Source organism: Taibaiella chishuiensis (genome assembly GCF_003014535.1).
Classification (GTDB): domain Bacteria; phylum Bacteroidota; class Bacteroidia; order Chitinophagales; family Chitinophagaceae; genus Taibaiella; species Taibaiella chishuiensis.
Window position 1 is genome coordinate 1 of sequence record NZ_PYGD01000014.1, and the last position, 20,688, is coordinate 20,688.

Here is a 20,688-nt window from a genome sequence, read left to right on the forward strand (position 1 = left end):
CTGGGGCTGGCTGGCGGCAGGCAGTTCGCCATTGAACTGGGTGGCATCGTAGCTAAAGCCGGGCAGTTGGCTGTAATCGTCGTAATAGGTATAACTCAGGAAGGTTGCTCCATTGATCTGTGTGGGATAGGTGTTGTAAAGGCTGTAGTTTTTGATATAGGCCCACATATCGGGCGCCGGGTATTGGTAAGCCGGGTCGTCTACCAGGTTCTGCAACACATCACGCGGCGAGGTATAAGCGATCAACCCGGTTACGATGGGCCGGTCATTGCCATCATAAAGGGTAAAGGCCCATTTGTTGTTTTGCTTCTGGTTGCCGTCGCGGCTAAAGATCTGTCATCATAGACGAATTCTTCTACGGCCTTACCCGGTATCTTCCGTTCGATCAGCCGGCCACGGCGGTCGTATTCGTAACTGTAGCAGAACTCCCGTATGGGGTCTACATCCCAGCCCAGGGGCACATTATTAACGCCCTGTGGCGGGATTACGAAACGCAGCCGACCCTGGTCGTCGTATACGTAATAGGTACAGGCATAACCCGTATGGGCGTAATAGGGAACCGGATTGTTGACATAACGTTTCTGCAGCACCAGGCGGCCATCTTTATCTTTGAACTCCTGGTTGATACGCCCGTCTTCATCCGTGGTTTCGGTAACCGACAACTCCCCTGCACTATAGGTCCCGTTTACATACGGCTTGGCATGTAAGGCACGGTCGATATTCCACAGCATTACTTCGCCTTGCGTATTGAACCGGAACAGGTTCCGCACACCCCTGTTGCCCCCTACCCAGGCACGGCCGGGTTGTAATTGTTTAAGCGGGCGGCTTAAAACGGATGCCTCGTAGTCGGTACGGCTGTAAGGCGCTTCATCAGGGCCGGACAGGTCGTAAAAGTTACGCATCATGGTATTGACATGCAGCTGTATCGTACCCGGCACCTGGTTAGCGAAGGGCTGGTTGGCATAGGGCAGGTACTGGTACCGTTCCCGTCCCAGGCTGTCGTATACATGCACCTGGATGATATCATTGCCATCGGCATGCGCCCGGCGCTGGATGCTTTGCAGCGGGCGACCCAGCCCGTCGAAATAGTCGCGTTGCTGCCGGTACTGGTAACCCGAGGCAGGCAGGCTCTGCATAGGCTGATCGGGGGTGATGCTCTGGATATAGTTGTACTTGCCGGGGTTGGCCATATTGACCAGGCCCGGATACGGCGCCTGCACCGCTGTAGACGGCGAATCCGAAACAGGGATATTACCACCAGGCTGCGCTACGGATATATAACCCGGCACAGCCAGGAGTAAGCTCAATAACGAATGGATCCGAAAGATCTTCATAAGTTGCTTTTTTGGGGAGCACTAAATTATTTTTCATAAATGTATAAAATATTTAAATGTTAAATAAAATTAATCTAAAAAATTATTTTTAAATAAAAATAGAAACGGAAAACACAGGGTTATCCGCAACAAGGCACGTTGCATTGCTGCTCGCCAAAAACAGCTAAAAGGAAATCGCGCAAACCGGCAACAGGTGGCTATCCTGTAAAAGAAAAACAGAAAGAGCCGGCAATATTAATTGCCGGCTCTTTCTGTAATGCAGGTGCAACAGGCTTTACCGCCAGCCGCCACCTAATTGTCTATAAATATTGACCACCGCATTCAGCCGGTTTTTTTGGGTTTCGACCAGCTCCAGCTTTGTTTCCAAGGCATCCCTCTGGGTCATCAGCACTTCGAGATAGTCGGCCCTTGCCGACTTAAACAAATCGTTGGATACTTCTATCGAACGCGTCAAGGCCGCTACCTGCTGCGCTTTCAGCTCATAACTCCTGCCCAGGTTATCGATACGCGAAAGCTGGGTAGCTACTTCGAGGTAGGCATTCAGAACGGTCTTCTCGTATTGATACAAGGCTTGCACCTGCTTGGCATTGGCATTATTGAACTCGGCCCTGATCGCATTCCTGTTGATCAGCGGACCGGCAAGATCGCCTACCAGCGAGCCCAGCAAGGACTCGGGAAGATGAACCAGGTAAGATGGATTAAATGCCTGGAAGCCCAGCGTACCGGATATACCGAACGAAGGATAGAACTCGGCCCGCGCTACCTTTACATCCAGCCTGGCCGCGGTAAGCTGCAATTCGGCTTGTTTGATATCGGGACGGTTGGCCAGCAACTGCGAAGGAATACCCGCACGCACCACCTGTGGCACCAGGTCCTGCAGATCGCCTTTTGCCCGTGGTATCTCCCGCGGGTAACGGCCTAATAAAAGATGAAGCCGGTTCTCGGTTTCTTTGATCTGTTGCAGGATATCGAACTCCAGGCTACGTGAACCCAACACCTCGGCTTCGAACTTTTTCACGGCGAGCTCGGTAGTCCGCGCAGCTTCTTTCTGCACCTTGATCACTTCGAGCGCATTCTTCTGCAGGTCTATATTCTGTCGTACAATAACCAGCTGATTATCGAGCGCCAGCAACTCATAATAGGTATTGGCGACTTCGGCAATAAGATTGGTCAGTACAAAGTTCCGGCCTTCTACAGTTGCCAGGTAGCGGGTAAGTGCCGCTTTCTTTGCATTACGCAACTTCTTCCAGATATCGATCTCCCAGTTAGCCTGCAGCGCTACCAGGTAATCGGGTAATACTTCGGGGACCGGCCTGCCGGGGGTAATTTCGGTAGAGGCATCGCCGGCCCCCTGGCTGGTATAGCGGCCTACCTTTTCGAAACCCGCACCAGCCCTAAACCCTACGCTGGGCAATAAAGCTGCCTTGCGCGACCGGATCTCGTTGCGGGCGATCTCGATCTCCTGCAGGGTGATCATCAGTTCCTGGTTATTTTTAAGCGCCGTGTCGATCAGGTCGGCCAGGTTGCGGTCGGTAAAAAAGCTGCGCCAGGGCAGCACCGACAGGTTAGTCGTATCCGAACCCGGCTGGTAGACTGCGGGCAGGGCATCATGCGGTGTAGTTTGTACGATAGCAGGTATCTTACAACCGGCCGCATACAGGAAAAAGCCCAACAGGAGCAGGCTCCGACCGATTTTATATTGATATATCGTCATCAGATTTTTTCAGTTAAAGGGTTTTCGTCTTCGTTCTTAATCAACTTATGCTTTGAGGCGATACTACCGAATATGTAATACAGGCCGGGTACGATGATCACACCGAAAATGGTGCCCAGCAACATTCCACCGGCAGCAGCAGTACCGATGGTACGGTTGCCCAGCTTACCCGGACCGGTAGCGAATACCAGCGGTATCAACCCCGCGATAAAGGCAAAGGAGGTCATGAGGATAGGCCGGAACCTGGCCTTGGCGCCTTCGAGCGCAGCCTGTAATACCGGCAGACCTTTGTTGTGCCGGTGCGCGGCAAACTCTACGATCAGTACCGCGTTTTTACCCAACAGGCCGATCAGCATCACCATGGCTACCTGTGCATAGATATTATTTTCAAGGCCAAACAACTTCAGTAACAGGAAGGCGCCGAAGATACCGGCAGGTAAAGAAAGAATGATGGCCAAGGGCAGGATAAAGCTCTCATACTGCGCCGCCAGGATCAGGTATACAAAACCCAGACAGATCAGGAAAATATAAACGGCCTGGTTGCCTTGCGCCACTTCATCTTTGGAGATACCGGCCCAGTCGATGCCAAAGCCACGGGGCAGGGTCTTCTCGGCTACTTCGTTAATCACCTTGATCGCTTCGCCGCTGCTATGGCCGGGCGCAGCTGATCCGCTGATCTCGGAAGAGTTGTACATATTATGCCGCGTGATCTCCGAAAGGCCATACACTTTCTCCATTTTCATGAAAGCGGAGAACGGTACCATTTCATCTTTATCATTCTTTACATACAGCTTCAGGATATCGTCGGGCAGGGCGCGGTATTGCGGCGAGGCCTGTACGATTACCTTGTACTGCCGGCCAAACTGGATAAAGCTGATCTCGTAGTTACTGCCCACCAGGGTGGAAAGCGTGTTCATCGCATTGTCGATGGATACACCTTTTTGCTGGGCCAGGTCATTGTCTACCCGAAGCATATACTGTGGAAAGCTGGCGCTGTAAAAGCTGAACACGGAAGACAACTCGGGACGGCGACTCAGTTCGCGTACGAAATCATTATTGGCTTTCTCCATTTTCTTAAAGTCGCCCGTACCGGCTTTGTCGAGCAGGCGTAGTTCGAAACCACCGGCAGCGCCATAACCCGGCACAGCCGGCGGCTGGAAGAATTCGATATTGGCGCCGGTTATATCCTTTGCTTTTTCTTCCAGTTCGGTAATAATTTCCTGTACGGAATGCTTACGGTGTTCCCAGCTTTTAAGGTTAATGAGACAGGTACCGGCATTGGCGCCCGTACCCTCGGTAAGGATCTCGTAACCGGCAAGCGCCGATACCGACTGTACGCCTTCTACATGCTCTGCAATCTTCTGCAGGCGCTCAGCCACCTGGTTGGTCCTTTCCAGCGAAGAGCCCGGAGGCGTCTGGATAATGGCATAGAACATACCCTGGTCTTCGTTGGGAATAAAACCGGAAGGCACTACTTTACTGAGGAAAAAGGTACCGACACTGAATGCGATCAGGGTACCGAAAGTAAATACCCTGCGATTGACTACGCGGCCCAGGAAACTCTGGTACTTGTCTGCAGAGCGGTTAAACCGGGTATTGAAGGCATCGAGGAAGCGGTTGACGGGTGTCTTCTTCTTTGCCTTGCCATGATTATTTTTAAGAATGATAGCACAGAGCGCGGGTGTAAGCGTAAGCGCCACTACGCCCGACAGGATGATGGCCGTTGCCATGGTAATGGAGAACTGGCGATAGAATAAACCAACCGGTCCCGACATAAAGGCTACGGGTACAAATACCGCCGCCATGAGGAAGGTGATGGCAATGATCGCGCCGGAGATCTCGCGCATGGCCTTCTTGGTGGCTTTACGCGGGCTCAGGTGATCTTCTTCCATTTTGGCATGCACGGCCTCGATCACGACGATCGCATCATCCACTACTACACCAATTGCCAATACCAGGGCGAATAGCGTAATGAGGTTGAGGGTAATGCCAAAGAACTGCATGAACATAAACGTACCGATCAGCGATACGGGTACGGCCAAGGCAGGAATGATGGTAGAACGCCAGTCGCCCAGGAAGATAAACACGACAAGACCCACGAGGATAAAGGCCTCTACCAGGGTGTGGACCACCTTCTCGATCGATGCGTCGAGGAACTGGGAAACGTCGTAGCTGATCTCGTAGTCCATACCCTTGGGGAAAGAACTCTTCTTGATCTCTTCCAGCTTGGCTTTCACGTCTTTGATTACCTGGCTGGCATTACTGCCGTACGACTGCTTCAGCACGATAGCCGCAGATGGGCGGCCGTTAAGGTTGGAGTAAATATCATACATCGAACTGCCAAACTCTACCTCGGCTACATCTTTAAGGCGTAGCAGTTCGCCATCGGCACTGGCCCGCAGCACTACATTTTCGTATTGTTCTTTGGTGGTAAACCGGCCCGAATATTTCAGTACATATTCGAAAGACTGCGACCGCTTGCCGGAGCTTTCGCCGGCTTTACCGGGCGAGGCTTCCAGGCTCTGTTTGCTGAGCGACTCCATCACTTCGTCGGCCGATATCTTGTAAGCCAGCATACGATCGGGTTTCAGCCATATACGCATCGCATATTCCCGGTTACCCAGGATGTCGGCAAAACCCACACCGTTTACCCTCTTCAGCTCCGAAAGTAAATTGATATCTGCGAAGTTGAAGAGGAACTTCTGATCCGCATTGGGGTCTTTACTGTACAGGTTTACATACATCAGCATGTTCGATTCTTCGCGGGTGATCTTAACCCCTTCGCGTACGACCAGCGGCGGCAGCTTATTCACTACCGAGGCCACGCGGTTCTGTACGTTAAGCGCTGCCTGGTTGGGGTCTGTACCGAGGTTAAACACGATCTGGATCGTAGCTTCACCATCATTACCGGCATCCGAGGTCATATATTTCATCCCGGGCACACCGTTAAGCGCGCGTTCCAGGGGAATGATCACCGATTTAATCATCAGCTCGCCGTTGGCGCCCGGGTATTCTGCAGTTACATTTACCTTGGGCGGCGAGATGGAAGGAAACTGTGTTACCGGCAGGTTGGTAATGGCCAAGGCCCCCAGGAAAACAATGATAAGCGATATCACTATGGAGAGAACGGGTCTCTGTATAAACTTACTAAACATGAATCGTTGATTAGGGATTGAGGGTTTATTCCGCTTTTAATCTCAGGTGAGCGACAACCTGCTGCGGATCCTGGTATTCATACCGGATCTTATCATCGTCTTTAACCTTCTGAACACCTTCCAGCAGGATACGGTCGTTCTCGGCAAGACCGGTTTGTACGACATAGAGATCGGGCATTTCCCCTTTGATGGTGATGTTGCGGGAATGCACTACGTTGTTGCGATCCACGACAAAAACATATTTCTTATCCTGGATCTCGTAGGTGGCCTTCTGCGGGATAATCAGCGCATTCTTTACCGGCATGATCATTTGTATTTTACCGGTCTCCCCGTGTTTCAACAGCCTGTCGGGGTTCTGGAACCTGGCCCTGAAGGCGATGTTACCGGTCTCGCTGTCGAATTCGCTTTCGATGGTTTCTACTTCTCCCTTTACAGGCAGCAATTCGTTATTGGCCAGCAACAGGTTTACGGTGGTATTACCGCGGTCTTTTACATGGGTGGCATAACTCAGGTACTCGGGTTCGGATACGTTGAAGTAGGCAAACATCTGGCTGTTATCGGACAGGCTGGTCAACAGTTCGCCCTCGTCGATAAGACTGCCCAGCTTTTTGGGAATGCGGTCGATAGTACCGTCGAAAGGCGCCCTGATCTCGGTAAAGGACAAATGCAGTTTCGCCAGGGCGATCTCGGCATGGGCATGATCCAGTTTTGCCTGGGCCATAGCCTGCTCGTTTTTCGATACGATGTTCTTTTCGGCAAGTGTTTTCGCGTTCTGCAGTTCTATCTCGGCAGCTTTGGCTTCGGCTTCAGCCTTAAGCAATTCGGCCTCATAGATCTTGGGCATAATGCGAAACAGTACCTGGCCGGCCTTTACGAACTGGCCTTCGTCCACATAGATGTTTTGAAGAAACCCTTTCTCCTGGGCCCGGATCTCGATATTGCGGACCGAACGGATCTGTGCAACATACTCTTTAGTGAAAGCGGTATCGGCCCTTAAAGGACTGGTGGCCGTATACTTGCCGGTTTCTTCTTTGTGCTCTTGCGGCGAGGTACAACTTGTTTGGTACACGAGGGCAAGAAGGCCCGTGAACAGGACAATTTTATTCATGGTAAAAAATGGATAATGAGCAATGGAATGTCCGGTCCTGAAAGAACCGGGGGAACAATAAGCGCAGATCGGTCGCCGGATAGATTACCGGTCGGCACAATTACAGAGCGGGTACCCGCAACGATACATCAGCGGGCAGGTAAGCACCTGCCGCCGGCAACCGACGTATAACGGTATTCAGATTCTTAATACACCCTGGAGGATGTACCTGTAGAAAATTTGTCCGTAAAAGACAGGAGGAGATTTGTAACAGTTATGCTGGTAACGGAGCATAGACTGGTAGGAAAAGAAGGCGCACCAACGGGCCAGCAACCTGGTTTTGCGTACCAGCAATTCATCACTGTCGTCGTCGCTGTCTTCGCAATCGTCGAGCAGGTATTCCTGCGGCTCGCCCGAAACGGCTTCTTTATAAACAAGCCGGTCTCGGTCGGCAGTGGTAAACTTTAGCTGTTGCAGTTTTTTACGCGCCACATCAGTATGGCGGAAGCTGTGGTAATGAGCGCCTGCATAATGGTAATTGTATCCCCCGAAAAGAAGATAAAATAAACACACCAAAAATACAACTGCTCTCATTTGGGGAGCAAAACTAATGAAAGATTGATAGCGGAAAAAAAATCACGGCATTTAACAAGTAAAAAAATGGTTAAATAAAAAATTACCATAAATAGGGGTAACAATCAACTATTTAAACATTATACTACTACGTGCCACATACCTGTAAGTAAAGCCTGTATTACTGGTGCGGCATCGTACCACTATTAAAAATCAAGCATACCCGTATAGCTGGTAAAATAAATCTATTCAGAGTAGGTACCAAAAGCAAAACGGGAATAACACCGTTCCGGCGTATTCCCGTTGCTGCAATGCAGGCAAACGCTTTTAAGGCATGCCTTTTATGATATTAGGCTGATCGAGAAAGTATTGTTCCATGTCCTGCAATTTTTTCAGGTTTGGAGCAAACCAGTCGTTGCCATCATTTCTTTCCAATCGGGTAAAACAGGCATCCAGGTATTTTTCTACATCGTTGATCTGGAAGAAGCCAAGGTCCAGGCGTCCTTCCGGCAATTTGATGTCATGAAAAAATCGTTTCAGTCTTTGTAATTCTTCTTTATCATTCATGCTGCGAAGATAAATAAATACGGCAATCCGCGTAAGACTTGACATTATACCTGCCCTGTCGTATGTTTACAACCCGGATTTATTTCTTTCCGTGTATTCCTATGAAAAATCCTTACGCTTACCTCCGCAGGGCAGTACTGTTCAGCCTGTCCGGCATCCTGCTGTCCGGCGTTCAAAGCTGCAAAATTGCGCAGGGCGTTACCATGATGAATAAGAAAACGCCGGACGAAAGTACAGTCCGTACCGGAGATAAGACCATCACCTTTATACCGATCATGCATTTCGGACGCAAGGAGTTTTATGCCCGGCTAAAACAAAAAGTAATCGCCTATAAGCAGCAGGGGTATACCGTGTACTATGAACAGATCAGGGCCCGGTATGGCACATTACAGGTATCGCAGGAACGGTACGATAGCCTACGGCGCATGTACCGTAAAATGAGCGGCGGCCAGGGCCATAGCCGGGGCGACTATAAGGAATCGCTGGGCGACGTATTTAAAAACAAAATGGTACAACCCCTGTACGACTCGCTGGGGGTAACGGCCACCGATGTAAACGCCGATGTAGACCTGGTGATGTTTATAACAGAATACGAGCGGTTATACGGCCCCGTGCCGCTCGACTCCTGCGACCTGCATACGCCGCTGGGCGCAGCCTATACCTGCAACGGGCTGCCCAGGAGCCGCATGCGCCCCGTAGTCGGGGACTTCAGGAACCGGCAGCTTGCCGCCACTTTACTTGCCGCCGCCCCCCGTAAGATCCTGGTATTATATGGCGCCGCCCACATCAAACCGGTAAAGAAGCTACTGAAACGGCAAAAAGCCCTTGCCACCGCCGCCCGCTGAAAGAATTAACGGAGAGATCAACCTGGCATTATAAATTTGTTTTATTTTACATCACCCGTTTACCTATTAACCATAACCTATGAAACAGATCTTCTTTGCGATCCTGGCGATTGCATCCTTCAGCATTGCCCGCGGCCAGGAGTCCGGAACAAGCGGCCACTCCCTGTTCAGCATGATGCCTAACTACAGCGCAGACAAATACAGCATCATCAAAAGAGACTTTGACCAGCTCAAATACCTGGTACCTGACGCAAAAAATTCGGCAGGTTATGCCGAAGTATTGAAAGAGGGGGCGTTTGAAGAATGCCGTTTTGCCTTTAACGGTACCATGCAGCAGGCGCCATCCAACCTGCAGATCCTGCAAAACTTTAAAAATGCCGTAACCCAAAAAGGCGGACAGGTCATTTTCGAAGACAAATTTTACAAAGACAAGATCTACCTGAAGCTCAAAAAAGACGGCGATACCTATTGGGTCAAAGTATATGCAGACGGCATCGGCAACTATACGATTTCCAGTATCCGCGAAACAGCGATGAAACAGGACGTGGTGCTGAACGCCGGCGAGATAAAAAACACACTGGACGCAGAAGGACGCGTATCGTTTTACGGGATTTATTTTGATACGGATAAAGCCGTCGTCAAAAGTGAATCTGCGCCTACGCTTACGGCTATTGCTGCTTTCCTGAAAAGCAACCCGGTTACGGTATACGTGGTCGGTCATACCGACAATACCGGCGATTTTGCCCGCAACAGCGCCCTGTCCAAAGACCGGGCTACCGCAGTGACCGAGGCCCTGGTTACCCAATATGGCGTAAAGCGCAGCCAGGTTATACCCCAGGGTGTGGGCCCATTGGCGCCCGTGTCCAGCAACCGCAATGAAGAAGGCAAAGCCCGCAACCGCCGCGTGGAACTGGTAGTTCGCTAAGCCCCCGTAAACATGGTCTTTGCAGGCTAAGTATTATAAAAAAAGCCCGGCCTTAGCCGGGCTTACTCGTTTAAAAAATGCAGAATGGCGGCTTGGTACGTTGCGGCGGACAACCTACGCAGGTAATGCCCAGGGTCATATCGGTAGTGGTTACTGTCGGATCGATAACGCTCGTATCGTCGATGATGGTTCTTACCGATCCTCTACCGCCCAGTACCTGGCCGGCGCCGTTGCTCAGTTCCATAATATAAGCCTTATCGAAACGCAGGCTTTTCAATGATTTGATCTGTGTCTTCTTTTTCATGAAATCTAAAGTTAAGATGCTTAAAAATAAATGTATCTGCACAGCGCATCAAATTATTTGGACCAACGCACCGATTGTCGTTACCTAGGTATAACATGGCGGTACCAAACAGGATCGGGGTCAAAAAGAATTTCTGGAGGGTATTAAAAATAGGGCTTCCGGATGTGTTTCTATGTTATTGATCCAAGTGGGAATAATAGGAAGCGCTTAAGCTATCGAGGATAGATAAATATACTACAATACCTGGTCCTGGCAGGCAAATGTGATGCCGTGAATTTTATTTTTTCTCGCAGCGCCGCGGCTTGATCGGAAGTGTCGGTAAAAAGCGCTCTTTCCCGCGACGTATCCTGCAAACTACGTTGTGCACCGCATGACGGACATGGACCAGGGCTTTAATCTATCTTAAATCCTTTAGGGCTCAAATGTATTGCGTATCGTCCTATCCTCCGCACATAAAAAAAGTACCCGGTTCAACGGCCGGGTACTTTTGACTATATATCCATCGGTATGAAGGTAGAACGAAGATAACAACATGCTTTCGAAGTTGGCAGTATCGTTTGCAGTAATTCACACTAATTAGCCGGTTAGCCGGCATTGTACTCAAGTTCTAAGCCGCCAAAGACAGGCCATTGATAACACAGGCTTAATCTTTCGGTAACACCACGGAAAAACCGGAGTAGGACATTTGCGCTCAAATTTTTCTCATGAAAAAAACACTACCCCTCCTGTTGGCCGCAACCCTCGCCGGCGGATCTTATTCGGCATATGCCCAGATCACATTAAAGCAGGATTATAAAAACAATACTGCTGCCCCTATCGGCACCTTCCAGCAAATCCAGTTTAAGGAAGGCGGCTTCTCTACCCTCTTCCCGATTGCCAATACCGACGGCAAAGAGTTCTGGACCTGTTCCGACAGGGGTGTAAACGTAGACTGCTCCAGTGCCAACCCTGCGGCCTGTCATCCTACTTACGATAAGATGTTCTGCTTCCCGGCCTATGCACCAAAGATCCACAGGATCAAACTCAACGGCGATTCCGTACAGGTACTGCAGACCATTACCATGAAAAGGCCCGATGGCACTACAGCTACCGGTGTATTGAACCCTGCCGGCTTTGGCAGTAAAGATGCAGAAAAGGCCTCTACCGACACCGTACTCGATTGTAGCGCCTTTGCCACCAAGATTGCCGCAAAAGACCAGTGGGCGCTCGATCCGGAAGGTCTTGTAGTAGATAAGAACAATAACTTCTGGATCTCTGAAGAAAATGGTCCGACCATCTGGAAAATGGATGCTTCCGGTAAAGCGCTTGCCCGGTATACCCCCTATGCCAGCCAGACCGGTTCGGCAAGCATCGATATCCAGATCGATACCGTGTTCAAGACCCGCAAAAATAACCGCGGCTTTGAATCGATGGCGATGGCGCCCAACGGCAAACTGTACACCATTATACAAAGCCCGCTGCTGAACCCCAGCAAAACCATCGGCGAGAGTACCGAAGTACACCGTATGCTGGAGATCGACCCGGTTACCAATGCAACCCGTATGTTTGCTTACCTTAACGAAGGCGTGATCGGCGCTTCAGGCCCCGACCAGATCCGCATGAGCGACTGGAAGATCGGCGACATGGCCGCCGTAAACGACAGCACCTTCCTGGTAATCGAAGCCGCCACAAGGGGCAATACGGTAAGAAAGAATATCTACCTGGTCAATATTGCCCAGGCAACACCGATCACTTCTGCTTTATACAATGGTAAAACCGTTGAAGCGCTGGTAGACTCTGCCGGCCTGGCTGGCGAAGGCATCAAAGCCATCCGGAAAAAATTATTTATCGACCTTACTGCGAATGGCTGGCCTGCAGAGCTGGACAAATCGGAAGGCCTTGCCATTATCAACGACAGTACGCTTGCCGTAGGTAACGATAACGACTTCGGCCAGGTATGTCCCAATGCCGATGGTATTGCAATCGCTACCGGTACCCTAAGCCATGTGCTGGTATACGGACTGAAAGGCGCCAACAAGATTCCTAACCTGTATACGCCGGTTACACCGCCTACCACAGTGCATGATATCGATGCCGTATCGCTGGTAAGGCTCTACCCTAACCCCGCTACCCGCGACGCCGTGCTCGAATTCGACCTGGCACAACGTACCGACATCAGCGTTGATGTATACGATATCCAGGGCAGGAAAGCAGCGGCCACGATCAACCGCAACCAGGTAACCGGCAGCCAGAGCATCCGCATCGCTGCATCGGGCTTCCATAACGGGTTCTACATGGTACAACTGCGTGCCGGTAGCCAGAAAATGCAATACAAACTGGTTGTTGCCCGCTAAGTATACAACACCTGCTTGCTATAAAAAAAGAGACCGCCCCATGGAGCGGTCTCTTTTACATTTTTATAAAACGGTGCTATTGCAAGGCCTTCCTTACTTCGGGCGCTACCCTGGTACCAAACAGTTCTATCGCCTTCATTAGGTCTTTATGCGCAGGACCACCTACATCCATATGCGCCACGAAACGCGTGAGCCCGAAAAGCTCGTGCAGGTACAGGATCTTATCGACCACTGCCGAAGCATCGCCGATAAACAAAGCACCTTCGGCGCTACGGCCCATATCGAACTGGGCCTGGCTGTAAGGCGGCCAACCGCGCTCTTTACCTATTTTGGTCATTTGTGCCGCATATACCGGGAAATAACTATTGGCAGCGGTCTTGTCGTCGGCCGCCAGGAAGGTATGGGCATGTACGCCGATGCGCATGGCTGCCGGATCGTGGCCGCTCTGCAGGTATTCCTCTTTATACAACCGTACAAGCGGCTGGAATTGTTTGGGATAACCACCGATGATAGCGATCATAAGCGGAAGGCCCAGTCGCGCCGCACGGACTACCGATTCAGGTGTACCGCCTACGGCAATCCAGATATCCAATGCATTGTCCTGGGCCCGGGGTAGCACTTTTTGTTGGTGCAGGGGCGCACGCAATTTGCCGTTCCAGGTTACCTCTTCCTGGCTGTTGATGCGCAACAGCAGGTCCAGCTTCTCTTCAAAGAGCTGGTTATAATCCTCCAGGTCGTAACCGAAAAGCGGGAACGATTCTATAAAACTTCCCCGGCCTACCATCAGTTCTGCCCTGCCGCCGGACAGGAGGTCGACCATGGCAAAGTTCTGGTAGATCCTTACCGGGTCGGCCGAACTCAATACCGTTACGGCGCTGCCCAGTTTTATGTTACGCGTTACCGTAGTGGCGGCGGCCAGTACGATTTCGGGGTTAGACACGGCGTAATCGCCCCGGTGGTGCTCGCCTATGCCAAACACATCCAGGCCGGTTTCGTCGGCGAGTTTTATTTCTTCGATCAACTCGCGCAACCGGGCTCCGGCATCCTTCTGGCGGCCTGTGGCCGGATCGGCGGGCAGGTCGGCAAACATACTTATACCTAATTCCATATCCTTGTGCTGTTTTTGTGATTACCTGTAATTAGCTACAAAGATACGCAGAGCTACCGCCCGGGGTATTGACCTGTGGTAAGTAAAAAGAAGGAGCAGCTACTGCAACAGTACGCCTTTAGAATATCAGCACAATGACATCGCCGGTGCCGCCGGGGTTCCAGGAAGCCACATAAGCTGCACCGCTGTTACAGGGCGGATAGCTGGATACGTTAGCACTGTTGAAGCTGGTAGAAAAACCGGGTAAAACACCCAGGGCAAAAGATACACCGGAGGGAAGCGGATAGCCTTTAATAAAACCGAAAGTGCCCGTCGACAAAGGCGCCGAGCCGGAATAACTCATATTAGGCAAGGCCGATGGATCGGCAAACACGGTATTGCCCAGACCGACAAATACATTATTGGCGCCAAAAATGTCGGTGCCGACGGTGCCGTTGATCCCGAAGGTAAACGTGCAGGTGGTCCAGTTCATAAAGGTAAGGCCATTGGCTTTGGCGCCCGTTGCAGCAAGCACCGCAAGGGATAAAGCAAGCAGGATCTTTTTCATAGATTGATTTTTATCCTGTAAAAATCAAAAAGCCCGGGGGCATGACATGCCTCCGGGCCATTTATTTTTCTTTTGCTTAACCGACACAGGCTACAAAAGCCGAACAACGTGGCGGCCAGGACGGGCAACATTGTGTACGTGCACCATTGATGGCCGTGGCCGGACATACCAATACCGATTTGTTGCAGGTCATGTCGGTAGGCAGAATACCGCCGATAACCTGGCCGGCATTGCTATCCGAAAGTTGTGCGATCGTTCCTTTGTCGAGGAAAAGTTTTTTACCTAAGGCTACTTTTTGCTTTTTCATAATATCTGGTTTTTAATGCAGTCCGAAGTTGGGGCTTTTCGGGGGCATAAAATGCCCCCGGGCAACAAGAGAAAAGTTAAAAACCGGGAAAACGAACGTATATAACTGAAAAACAACAATATAAATTCATTATGATGGATGCTGTTTTTCTTAACGTTTATTTTTTATTTCAAACCCAACATTCCGGTGCGATACCGGTGTCTTTGCCTATGAGTAATTTTTTATTCATACGATTTATTTAGCGACATTGGCCCGGTCTTTACCGGGCCTTTGCTCTTTATCGTATCCTGGTCAGGACCAGAAGTTGAGTACTTTAAGCCGCGAAGCCGCATGTCCCTGCTGCCGCAGCAATTGGTGCAGGCCCGATACCATAACATTATTGCCCGCCAGGTAAATACAATAGTTATCGGCACTGTAACGCTGTTGCAGCAACCACTCGTTGAGGCTGTAATGCCCGTAGGGGTCCTGCTTGGCTACAGCCTGTACCGAAGGCTGAAAATAAGCCTCGAGCGACAACCGGTCGGTTTCCCGTTCCATAAGACAGGCGCCGGCAAACCGGACGCTCTGCGGCAGGGTTTCGCCCAGGGCCAGCAAATGCCCCAGGCTGCTGCTATCGCCCAGCGCCAGGATATTGGTTACCTCCCCGGGGTGGTTATGCGTAGTGCCGATACGGATATAATAAACGGTGTCGAGCTTCTGTAACTGCCGGATCCAGGCTGCTCCCGGGCCTTCATGGCCGGTATCGGCATAGATCGTACAGGTGCGGGTTTCGGCATCCCATCCCGATGGCGTATAATAGCGGTAGGTAAAGTCGTCTACCCGGAATTTGATAAAAGGCACCTCCCACCAGAGCGTCATATCGGCTGCGGGCAGGTGCAGGTCTATTTCCAGGAAGGTAGAGTCGTCCCATTTCCTGATGGCGAGTACGGTGCCGGTGCTCAACAATCGATCTTCCAGCAAGCGGCTCGCTTTTCTCCTGATTTTTTGTAAAGTAGGCGTTTCCATTTTTATTGGTTTAGATGATTACACTGCTGCAGGTTGCGGGCAGTCCTGCGCTGCCTGTTTTCAATAAAGCGATGCGGTGCTGGTATGCGCATGGAAAATATGCTCCGAATCGCGTACCTCGAGTTGTACCCTGGCTGTGCGGGCCAACATCTCCTGTTCGTAAGCGCTGATGGCTGCGCCAATGCTCTTATGGCTGCTGTTACCCAGCTGCGCAGCCAGTTCGCAGGCATCAAGCATCGCCATATTCACACCGGCGCTGGCAAAGGAAGGGATCACATGTGCGGCATCGCCGATCAGGGTCAGGTTGGGCTGTGTTTTCCAATGCTGTGTTGCCGGGGTGGCATATACGGCGCGTGGTACAAAAGCACGGGCCGATGCAAAGAGTTCGTAAAACACGGGGTGCCAACCGGCATAAAGCGTTTCCAACTGCTGCACCACTGCTGCGCGATCCTGAAAATTGGTCGCGGCGGCCAGCTCGCCTTCGGGCGTAGCGCCGATGCTGCAATAAAACTCCAGGCTGCTATTGCCTTTTTCCTGCACAATAATGCTTTTGCCATTGCCCACCGCAAACAGGGTGCCCTGTTGCACCATGGCATATAACTCAGGGCATGTCTTAACCGGATCGGCGGTAACCCCATGGATCAGCGTACTACCGGAGTACATGGCCTGCACCGGCGTAAGGAAGGGCCTGATGCTGGACCGCGCGCCATCGGCGCCGATCACGATATCTGCGGTTTCGGACTGGCCCTGCATAAATTGGAGTTCGTAACGGTTATCCTTTATGGCCAGGGTTTTAAAATGCCGTCCCCACTGCAGGGTGCCGGGAGCCAGCGATGCGGCAAGAGCAAGACAGATTTCCTTGCGATCGGCCTCCGGGTGATGCCCGCCGGCCGCACCGGGAGGCACTTCCAGCACCAGGGCTTTATATTTATCATACATCTTCAGCCGGGTACTTTCGGGACGGTGCACCAGCGCCACTTTACCTTCGAGGCCCGTTTGTGCCAGGGCTTTAAGAGCCGCACCGGCATGTAACTCCATAGTACCGCCCCGTGCAGCAGTAAGGGCATCCGGTTCCCTTTCGTATACCCTTACCCTTGCTCCCTGCTGCTGCAAGAGATTGGCAAGTGTAAGGCCCGCGGGGCCCGCACCTATGATGGCTACATTTTTCCCGTAAAGTAATTCCTTGACCATGATCCTGCTGTTTGTGCCACCGCCCGGTGACCTGTTTCAATATGCTGGTACAAAAGTATCCGGTCCCGGCTTTACGGGAAAACGTTAATAGGTAAGCCGTCCCATAAATTAGGTTAACGGAGTAATTACAGCGGTGAAATTTTTGGAGCGATACCGGTAAACGGTAGCACTACAGGTACAGTTAAAGGCCCGTTGTTTGGTTATACTACAGGCCGCAGCGCCCTGGAAAAACAGTAAAACTACGCAGTCAAAAACCGTATTTATGCTAATGGCCATACGCTGATATTTATGGAATTTTGAATGCACCATAACCCTTAAATCCAGCATTGCAACATGGCACTTATTGAATTTTACGAAGAGGCGATCCGGTCGCATGCTATTTCTGCGGAGCGGTTCACACAACTTGTCTACGCCTATTTCGGCGACACGCCCGAAAACATAGGCCCCTGCATCCGGAATACGGAATCGATTTCGGAAATGGTAGGCCGCCTGCCCGATCGCACTTATATCCGGATACATATCAGCGGACTGGCCACGAATACCGATCTCCGGTTTGAACCCCAACCCGGAAGCGGCACCAGCTACCCCGCTGCCGGCTTACTGCGCGGCGTCTGTATGCTGTTCAAACAATCGGTATGCCAGTTCTATAAAGCGAAAAAGCCCCATACCGGCGCCGGTATGCAGGTAACCATCGTCATGGCCGTCTACCAGGATGGCAAACCGGTTTATTTCGGCGATCTTAATGCTCCTTTCTTATCCTAACGTTATACCGCATGTTCCTGACCCTGTGCTCCGCGCTTTCTGCTTTACTCTCTTTTATTGCCGGTACGAAATCGAAAGGCGTGTTATGGATCTACATGCTCTGCTGCTGCTTATACAATAGCCTGCTGCTGGTGCTGCAGGCCTGGACCGGCAATGAGGAGCTGTGGACCCGCAACGGTTACCTGGCGCTGGAGTTTACCTGTATCGTGGTGTATTATGAAAAGGAGGTCTTCGTTAAAAAGACCTCCTTTCAATTATTAAGCGCCGCGCTCCTTGTGGTTTTCCTGGCCGGTACAACTCTCGCCCGCGAAGGCTGGCTGCTGTTCTATTATACCGGGGCCTGCATTTTGAATTTTTATTATATACTCCTGTCGCTGGCCGGTTACCGGATGCTGCTCCGGGAGCAAAAGAACAGTTTTCTCGAAAAGTCTTCTTTCTTCTGGGCCAATACAGCGCTGGGCATGTACGCGGCAGGCAGCCTGTTGCTTTGCCTGCTGCATAACCTGGGCGGCTATCCTGCTACACCGGGTATGGCAATCTACGCCTTTCTCAGCCTCGATATTTTAAAAAACATATTGACCGGTATTGCGCTTACCCGCAAGCCCGGTTATTAAACCAGGCTTTCAGCCGTTCTCTTCTCCAGCGACAATACTACGTACTTCGAGGTAGGCGTATTGCTTTTATCGGCAACACTGTCAACAGGTACCAGCACATTGGCCTCCGGGAAATAAGTAGCCGTGCAACCTTCGGGTATAGGGTACGGCACCACGATAAATCCGCGCGCAATCCTTACCCTGCCGCTATGACGGTTATACAGATCGACCAGGTCGCCAGGCTGTAATGCCCGCCGGTTCATATCTGCCTGGTTCATCAGGATCACGCGGCGCTCATTATAAATACCGCGATAACGGTCGTTAAGCCCGTATACCGTGGTATTAAACTGGTCGTGGCTTCTTATGGTCATCATCAGCAACTCGTCTTCCTGCAACGTAACCGTTTCGGCTACGGCAATATTAAACTGCGCTTTGGCGGTCTCCGTATCGAAACTGCCCTCGCGGTTGCAATTGGGCAGGTAAAAGCCGCCGGGTTGTCTTACCCGTTCATTGTATTGGTCGAATCCGGGTATGGTACGTTCTATATCTTCCCTGATGGCGTCGTAATGTTGCGCATACTGCTCCCAGTTTACTGCAGAGCGCCAGCCCAGTACAGCCCGGGCCATGCGGCATACGATTACCGGCTCACTCAGCAGCTTTGGCGATACGGGCTTCAGCACACCCTGCGACGATTGTACCACACCCATCGAGTTTTCGCAGGACACGAATTGGTTCTCGCCATTGATCATGTCTTTATCGCTGCGGCCCAGGCAAGGCAGGATAAGCGCCTCGCGGCCATGCACCAGGTGACTGCGGTTCAGTTTGGTGGATACCTGTACCGTCAGGTTGCAACGGCGTAAAGCCTTGGCTGTATATTCCGTATCGGGTGTTGCCGAAAGAAAATTACCGCCCATGGCTATAAATACTTTTGCCTTGCCTTCGTACATGGCATGTATACATTCCACCACGTCGTACCCATGTTCGGAGGGGGGTGTAAAACCGAAGTTTTGGTTTATGCTGTCCAGGAAGGCCTTTTTGGGTTTTTCATAAATACCCATCGTACGGTCGCCCTGTACATTGCTGTGCCCACGCACCGGGCAGGTGCCCGCGCCCGGCTTACCGATACTGCCTTTTAACAACAGCAGGTTCACCACTTCTTTTATCGTATCTACCGCATTCTTGTGCTGCGTAAGCCCCATAGCCCAGCAGGCAATGATCTTTTTCTTGTTTTTCAATATCGCGGCGGTTTCCCTTACCTGATCTTCGGGTATGCCCGAAGCCTGTACCAGGGCATCGAAATCCAGGCCCGACAGGTGTTGCCGTAAAGGCTCAAAACCTTCGGTGTGCGCCGCGATGAAATCATGGTCGAGTACCGTACCCGGCTCCTGCCGTTCGGCTTCCAGCAACAGCATTTCCAGCGCCTGCAGCAAAGCCATATCGCCATTGATCTTTACCTGCAGGAAAATGTCGGTGAGCATGGGATCGATACCTAGGATACCTTTGATCTGCTGCGGGTTATTAAACCCCATCAGCCCGGTTTCGGGCAGGGGGTTAACAGAAATAATAATCGCCCCGTTGGCTTTAGCCTTCTGCAGGGCAGAGAGCATGCGCGGATGGTTGGTACCCGGATTCTGCCCCAGGATCATGATCACTTCGGACTCATAAAAATCGGCAAGTGTTACCGAGCCTTTACCGATGCCCAGCGATTCGCCCAGCGCTACTCCACTGCTCTCATGACACATATTGCTGCAATCGGGCAGGTTATTGGTACCGTATTCGCGTACGAACAACTGGTATAAAAATGCTGCTTCGTTGCTGGTACGGCCCGAAGTATAAAATACCGCTTCGTGCGGGGAAGGCAAAACGTTCAGATGCTCTGCAATCTTTTCGAAGGCCGCTTTCCAGCTGATGGGCTGGTAATGGGTAGCGCCTTCGGGTAGGTACATGGGCTGGGCGATACGTCCCTTACCACCGATCTCGTAATCGGACAACAGGGATAAGTCGTATACTGAATGCTGTTCAAAAAAAGAAGCCGTCAGTTTTTTAGCCGTCGCCTCTTCGGCCACGGCCCGGGCGCCATTCTCACAATACTCGGCTATACCCGAACGCTCATCATCAGGATCGGGCCAGGCGCAACTCGGACAATCGAAACCGCCTTTTTTATTCAAATGAAATAAAGCCTTATTACCCCGGAAAAAACCGGCTTCGGAGATTACCATTTTAAAGGCCGAGAGCACTGCGGGGATACCGGCGGCTACTTTACTGATCGGGCCCAGCCGGAGCCCGGTAAGTTGCTCCGGGTTTTCGGCATCGGGCTGTTTTTGCAGGTCGTCCATCA

19 protein-coding genes are annotated in these 20,688 nt (G+C 51.3%); 5 read left to right on the forward strand and 14 right to left on the reverse strand.

Features of this window, described 5'->3' with window-relative positions; translation table 11 throughout:
* The 7 genes from B0I18_RS23160 to B0I18_RS23190 all read right to left on the reverse strand — a co-directional run.
* Nucleotides 1–246 (reverse strand): hypothetical protein (locus B0I18_RS23160; RefSeq protein WP_146146857.1); only part of this gene is annotated, 246 nt, incomplete at its 3' end.
* Nucleotides 247–251: 5 nt separating this feature from the next.
* The gene (locus B0I18_RS23165; protein WP_106525152.1) at nt 252–1,334 is read right to left on the reverse strand and encodes a DUF6443 domain-containing protein; all 1,083 of its coding nucleotides are present in this window, start codon (nt 1,332–1,334) and stop codon (nt 252–254) included.
* Between the two features lie 274 nt (nt 1,335–1,608).
* Complete coding sequence (locus tag B0I18_RS23170; protein ID WP_181358594.1) at nt 1,609–3,048, reverse strand: TolC family protein; 1,440 nt, start codon at nt 3,046–3,048, stop codon at nt 1,609–1,611.
* Nucleotides 3,048–6,203, reverse strand: coding sequence for an efflux RND transporter permease subunit (locus B0I18_RS23175; protein ID WP_106525153.1), 3,156 nt, complete (start codon nt 6,201–6,203; stop codon nt 3,048–3,050). The genes B0I18_RS23170 and B0I18_RS23175 overlap by 1 nt, the downstream gene beginning before the upstream one ends.
* Nucleotides 6,204–6,228: 25 nt before the next feature.
* The gene (locus B0I18_RS23180; RefSeq protein WP_106525154.1) at nt 6,229–7,311 is read right to left on the reverse strand and encodes an efflux RND transporter periplasmic adaptor subunit; all 1,083 of its coding nucleotides are present in this window, start codon (nt 7,309–7,311) and stop codon (nt 6,229–6,231) included.
* A 177-nt stretch (nt 7,312–7,488) separates the two neighbouring features.
* Entirely contained in the window at nt 7,489–7,866 is a 378-nt protein-coding gene (locus B0I18_RS23185) for a hypothetical protein (protein WP_146146858.1), read from the reverse strand.
* A 324-nt stretch (nt 7,867–8,190) separates the two neighbouring features.
* Nucleotides 8,191–8,430: a DUF6965 family protein gene (locus B0I18_RS23190; RefSeq protein ID WP_146146859.1), complete on the reverse strand. Its 240-nt coding sequence runs from the start codon at nt 8,428–8,430 to the stop codon at nt 8,191–8,193.
* 101 nt (nt 8,431–8,531) lie between these two features.
* Here B0I18_RS23190 and B0I18_RS23195 point away from each other — a divergent pair, with 101 nt between their 5' ends.
* Nucleotides 8,532–9,275, forward strand: coding sequence for a hypothetical protein (locus tag B0I18_RS23195; protein WP_106525157.1), 744 nt, complete (start codon nt 8,532–8,534; stop codon nt 9,273–9,275).
* A gap of 79 nt (nt 9,276–9,354) precedes the next feature.
* A complete protein-coding gene (locus tag B0I18_RS23200; protein WP_106525158.1) occupies nt 9,355–10,200 on the forward strand; it encodes an OmpA family protein in 846 nt (281 codons plus the stop codon).
* A gap of 70 nt (nt 10,201–10,270) precedes the next feature.
* Here B0I18_RS23200 and B0I18_RS23205 read toward each other — a convergent pair whose 3' ends face one another.
* On the reverse strand, nt 10,271–10,504 hold the full coding sequence (locus B0I18_RS23205; protein WP_106525159.1) for a hypothetical protein: 234 nt from the start codon (nt 10,502–10,504) through the stop codon (nt 10,271–10,273).
* 704 nt (nt 10,505–11,208) lie between these two features.
* On the opposite strand from B0I18_RS23205, the gene B0I18_RS23210 reads away from it, so the two are divergent.
* The gene (locus B0I18_RS23210; protein ID WP_106525160.1) at nt 11,209–12,837 is read left to right on the forward strand and encodes an esterase-like activity of phytase family protein; all 1,629 of its coding nucleotides are present in this window, start codon (nt 11,209–11,211) and stop codon (nt 12,835–12,837) included.
* Between the two features lie 76 nt (nt 12,838–12,913).
* Here B0I18_RS23210 and B0I18_RS23215 read toward each other — a convergent pair whose 3' ends face one another.
* The 5 genes from B0I18_RS23215 to B0I18_RS23235 all read right to left on the reverse strand — a co-directional run bounded on the left by B0I18_RS23215 (nt 12,914) and on the right by B0I18_RS23235 (nt 16,995).
* A complete protein-coding gene (locus tag B0I18_RS23215) occupies nt 12,914–13,945 on the reverse strand; it encodes an LLM class flavin-dependent oxidoreductase (protein ID WP_106525161.1) in 1,032 nt (343 codons plus the stop codon).
* A 118-nt stretch (nt 13,946–14,063) separates the two neighbouring features.
* A complete protein-coding gene (locus B0I18_RS23220; protein WP_106525162.1) occupies nt 14,064–14,492 on the reverse strand; it encodes a hypothetical protein in 429 nt (142 codons plus the stop codon).
* A gap of 76 nt (nt 14,493–14,568) precedes the next feature.
* Nucleotides 14,569–14,799: a class I lanthipeptide gene (locus tag B0I18_RS23225; RefSeq protein WP_106525163.1), complete on the reverse strand. Its 231-nt coding sequence runs from the start codon at nt 14,797–14,799 to the stop codon at nt 14,569–14,571.
* A gap of 291 nt (nt 14,800–15,090) precedes the next feature.
* Nucleotides 15,091–15,804 carry an SIP domain-containing protein gene (locus B0I18_RS23230; protein ID WP_106525164.1) on the reverse strand — a complete coding sequence of 238 codons (714 nt, stop codon included), beginning with the start codon at nt 15,802–15,804 and terminating at the stop codon, nt 15,091–15,093.
* A 60-nt stretch (nt 15,805–15,864) separates the two neighbouring features.
* A complete protein-coding gene (locus B0I18_RS23235) occupies nt 15,865–16,995 on the reverse strand; it encodes an FAD-dependent oxidoreductase (RefSeq protein ID WP_106525165.1) in 1,131 nt (376 codons plus the stop codon).
* A gap of 333 nt (nt 16,996–17,328) precedes the next feature.
* Between B0I18_RS23235 and B0I18_RS23245 the strand changes: the two genes are divergently transcribed.
* Together B0I18_RS23245 and B0I18_RS23250 are read left to right on the forward strand one after the other, a co-directional pair.
* Nucleotides 17,329–17,757 carry a hypothetical protein gene (locus B0I18_RS23245; RefSeq protein WP_106525167.1) on the forward strand — a complete coding sequence of 143 codons (429 nt, stop codon included), beginning with the start codon at nt 17,329–17,331 and terminating at the stop codon, nt 17,755–17,757.
* Between the two features lie 11 nt (nt 17,758–17,768).
* Nucleotides 17,769–18,371 carry a hypothetical protein gene (locus B0I18_RS23250; RefSeq protein WP_106525168.1) on the forward strand — a complete coding sequence of 201 codons (603 nt, stop codon included), beginning with the start codon at nt 17,769–17,771 and terminating at the stop codon, nt 18,369–18,371.
* On the opposite strand, the gene B0I18_RS23255 is transcribed toward B0I18_RS23250, so the two are convergent.
* Entirely contained in the window at nt 18,368–20,686 is a 2,319-nt protein-coding gene (locus B0I18_RS23255; RefSeq protein WP_106525169.1) for an FdhF/YdeP family oxidoreductase, read from the reverse strand. The genes B0I18_RS23250 and B0I18_RS23255 overlap by 4 nt on opposite strands.
* Between the last annotated feature and the right edge of the window lie 2 nt (nt 20,687–20,688).

What these genes read in the sequence shown, in the direction of transcription:
- B0I18_RS23170 (WP_181358594.1), bottom strand. Translation starts at nt 3,048, where the DNA reads ATGACGATATATCAATATAAAATCGGTCGGAGCCTGCTCCTGTTGGGC.
- B0I18_RS23190 (WP_146146859.1), bottom strand. Translation starts at nt 8,430, where the DNA reads ATGAATGATAAAGAAGAATTACAAAGACTGAAACGATTTTTTCATGAC.
- B0I18_RS23225 (WP_106525163.1), bottom strand. Translation starts at nt 14,799, where the DNA reads ATGAAAAAGCAAAAAGTAGCCTTAGGTAAAAAACTTTTCCTCGACAAA.
- B0I18_RS23175 (WP_106525153.1), bottom strand. Translation starts at nt 6,203, where the DNA reads ATGTTTAGTAAGTTTATACAGAGACCCGTTCTCTCCATAGTGATATCG.
- B0I18_RS23180 (WP_106525154.1), bottom strand. Translation starts at nt 7,311, where the DNA reads ATGAATAAAATTGTCCTGTTCACGGGCCTTCTTGCCCTCGTGTACCAA.
- B0I18_RS23210 (WP_106525160.1), top strand. Translation starts at nt 11,209, where the DNA reads ATGAAAAAAACACTACCCCTCCTGTTGGCCGCAACCCTCGCCGGCGGA.
- B0I18_RS23165 (WP_106525152.1), bottom strand. Translation starts at nt 1,334, where the DNA reads ATGAAGATCTTTCGGATCCATTCGTTATTGAGCTTACTCCTGGCTGTG.
- B0I18_RS23245 (WP_106525167.1), top strand. Translation starts at nt 17,329, where the DNA reads ATGGCACTTATTGAATTTTACGAAGAGGCGATCCGGTCGCATGCTATT.
- B0I18_RS23250 (WP_106525168.1), top strand. Translation starts at nt 17,769, where the DNA reads ATGTTCCTGACCCTGTGCTCCGCGCTTTCTGCTTTACTCTCTTTTATT.
- B0I18_RS23220 (WP_106525162.1), bottom strand. Translation starts at nt 14,492, where the DNA reads ATGAAAAAGATCCTGCTTGCTTTATCCCTTGCGGTGCTTGCTGCAACG.
- B0I18_RS23255 (WP_106525169.1), bottom strand. Translation starts at nt 20,686, where the DNA reads ATGGACGACCTGCAAAAACAGCCCGATGCCGAAAACCCGGAGCAACTT.
- B0I18_RS23235 (WP_106525165.1), bottom strand. Translation starts at nt 16,995, where the DNA reads ATGGTCAAGGAATTACTTTACGGGAAAAATGTAGCCATCATAGGTGCG.
- B0I18_RS23205 (WP_106525159.1), bottom strand. Translation starts at nt 10,504, where the DNA reads ATGAAAAAGAAGACACAGATCAAATCATTGAAAAGCCTGCGTTTCGAT.
- B0I18_RS23215 (WP_106525161.1), bottom strand. Translation starts at nt 13,945, where the DNA reads ATGGAATTAGGTATAAGTATGTTTGCCGACCTGCCCGCCGATCCGGCC.
- B0I18_RS23195 (WP_106525157.1), top strand. Translation starts at nt 8,532, where the DNA reads ATGAAAAATCCTTACGCTTACCTCCGCAGGGCAGTACTGTTCAGCCTG.
- B0I18_RS23200 (WP_106525158.1), top strand. Translation starts at nt 9,355, where the DNA reads ATGAAACAGATCTTCTTTGCGATCCTGGCGATTGCATCCTTCAGCATT.
- B0I18_RS23230 (WP_106525164.1), bottom strand. Translation starts at nt 15,804, where the DNA reads ATGGAAACGCCTACTTTACAAAAAATCAGGAGAAAAGCGAGCCGCTTG.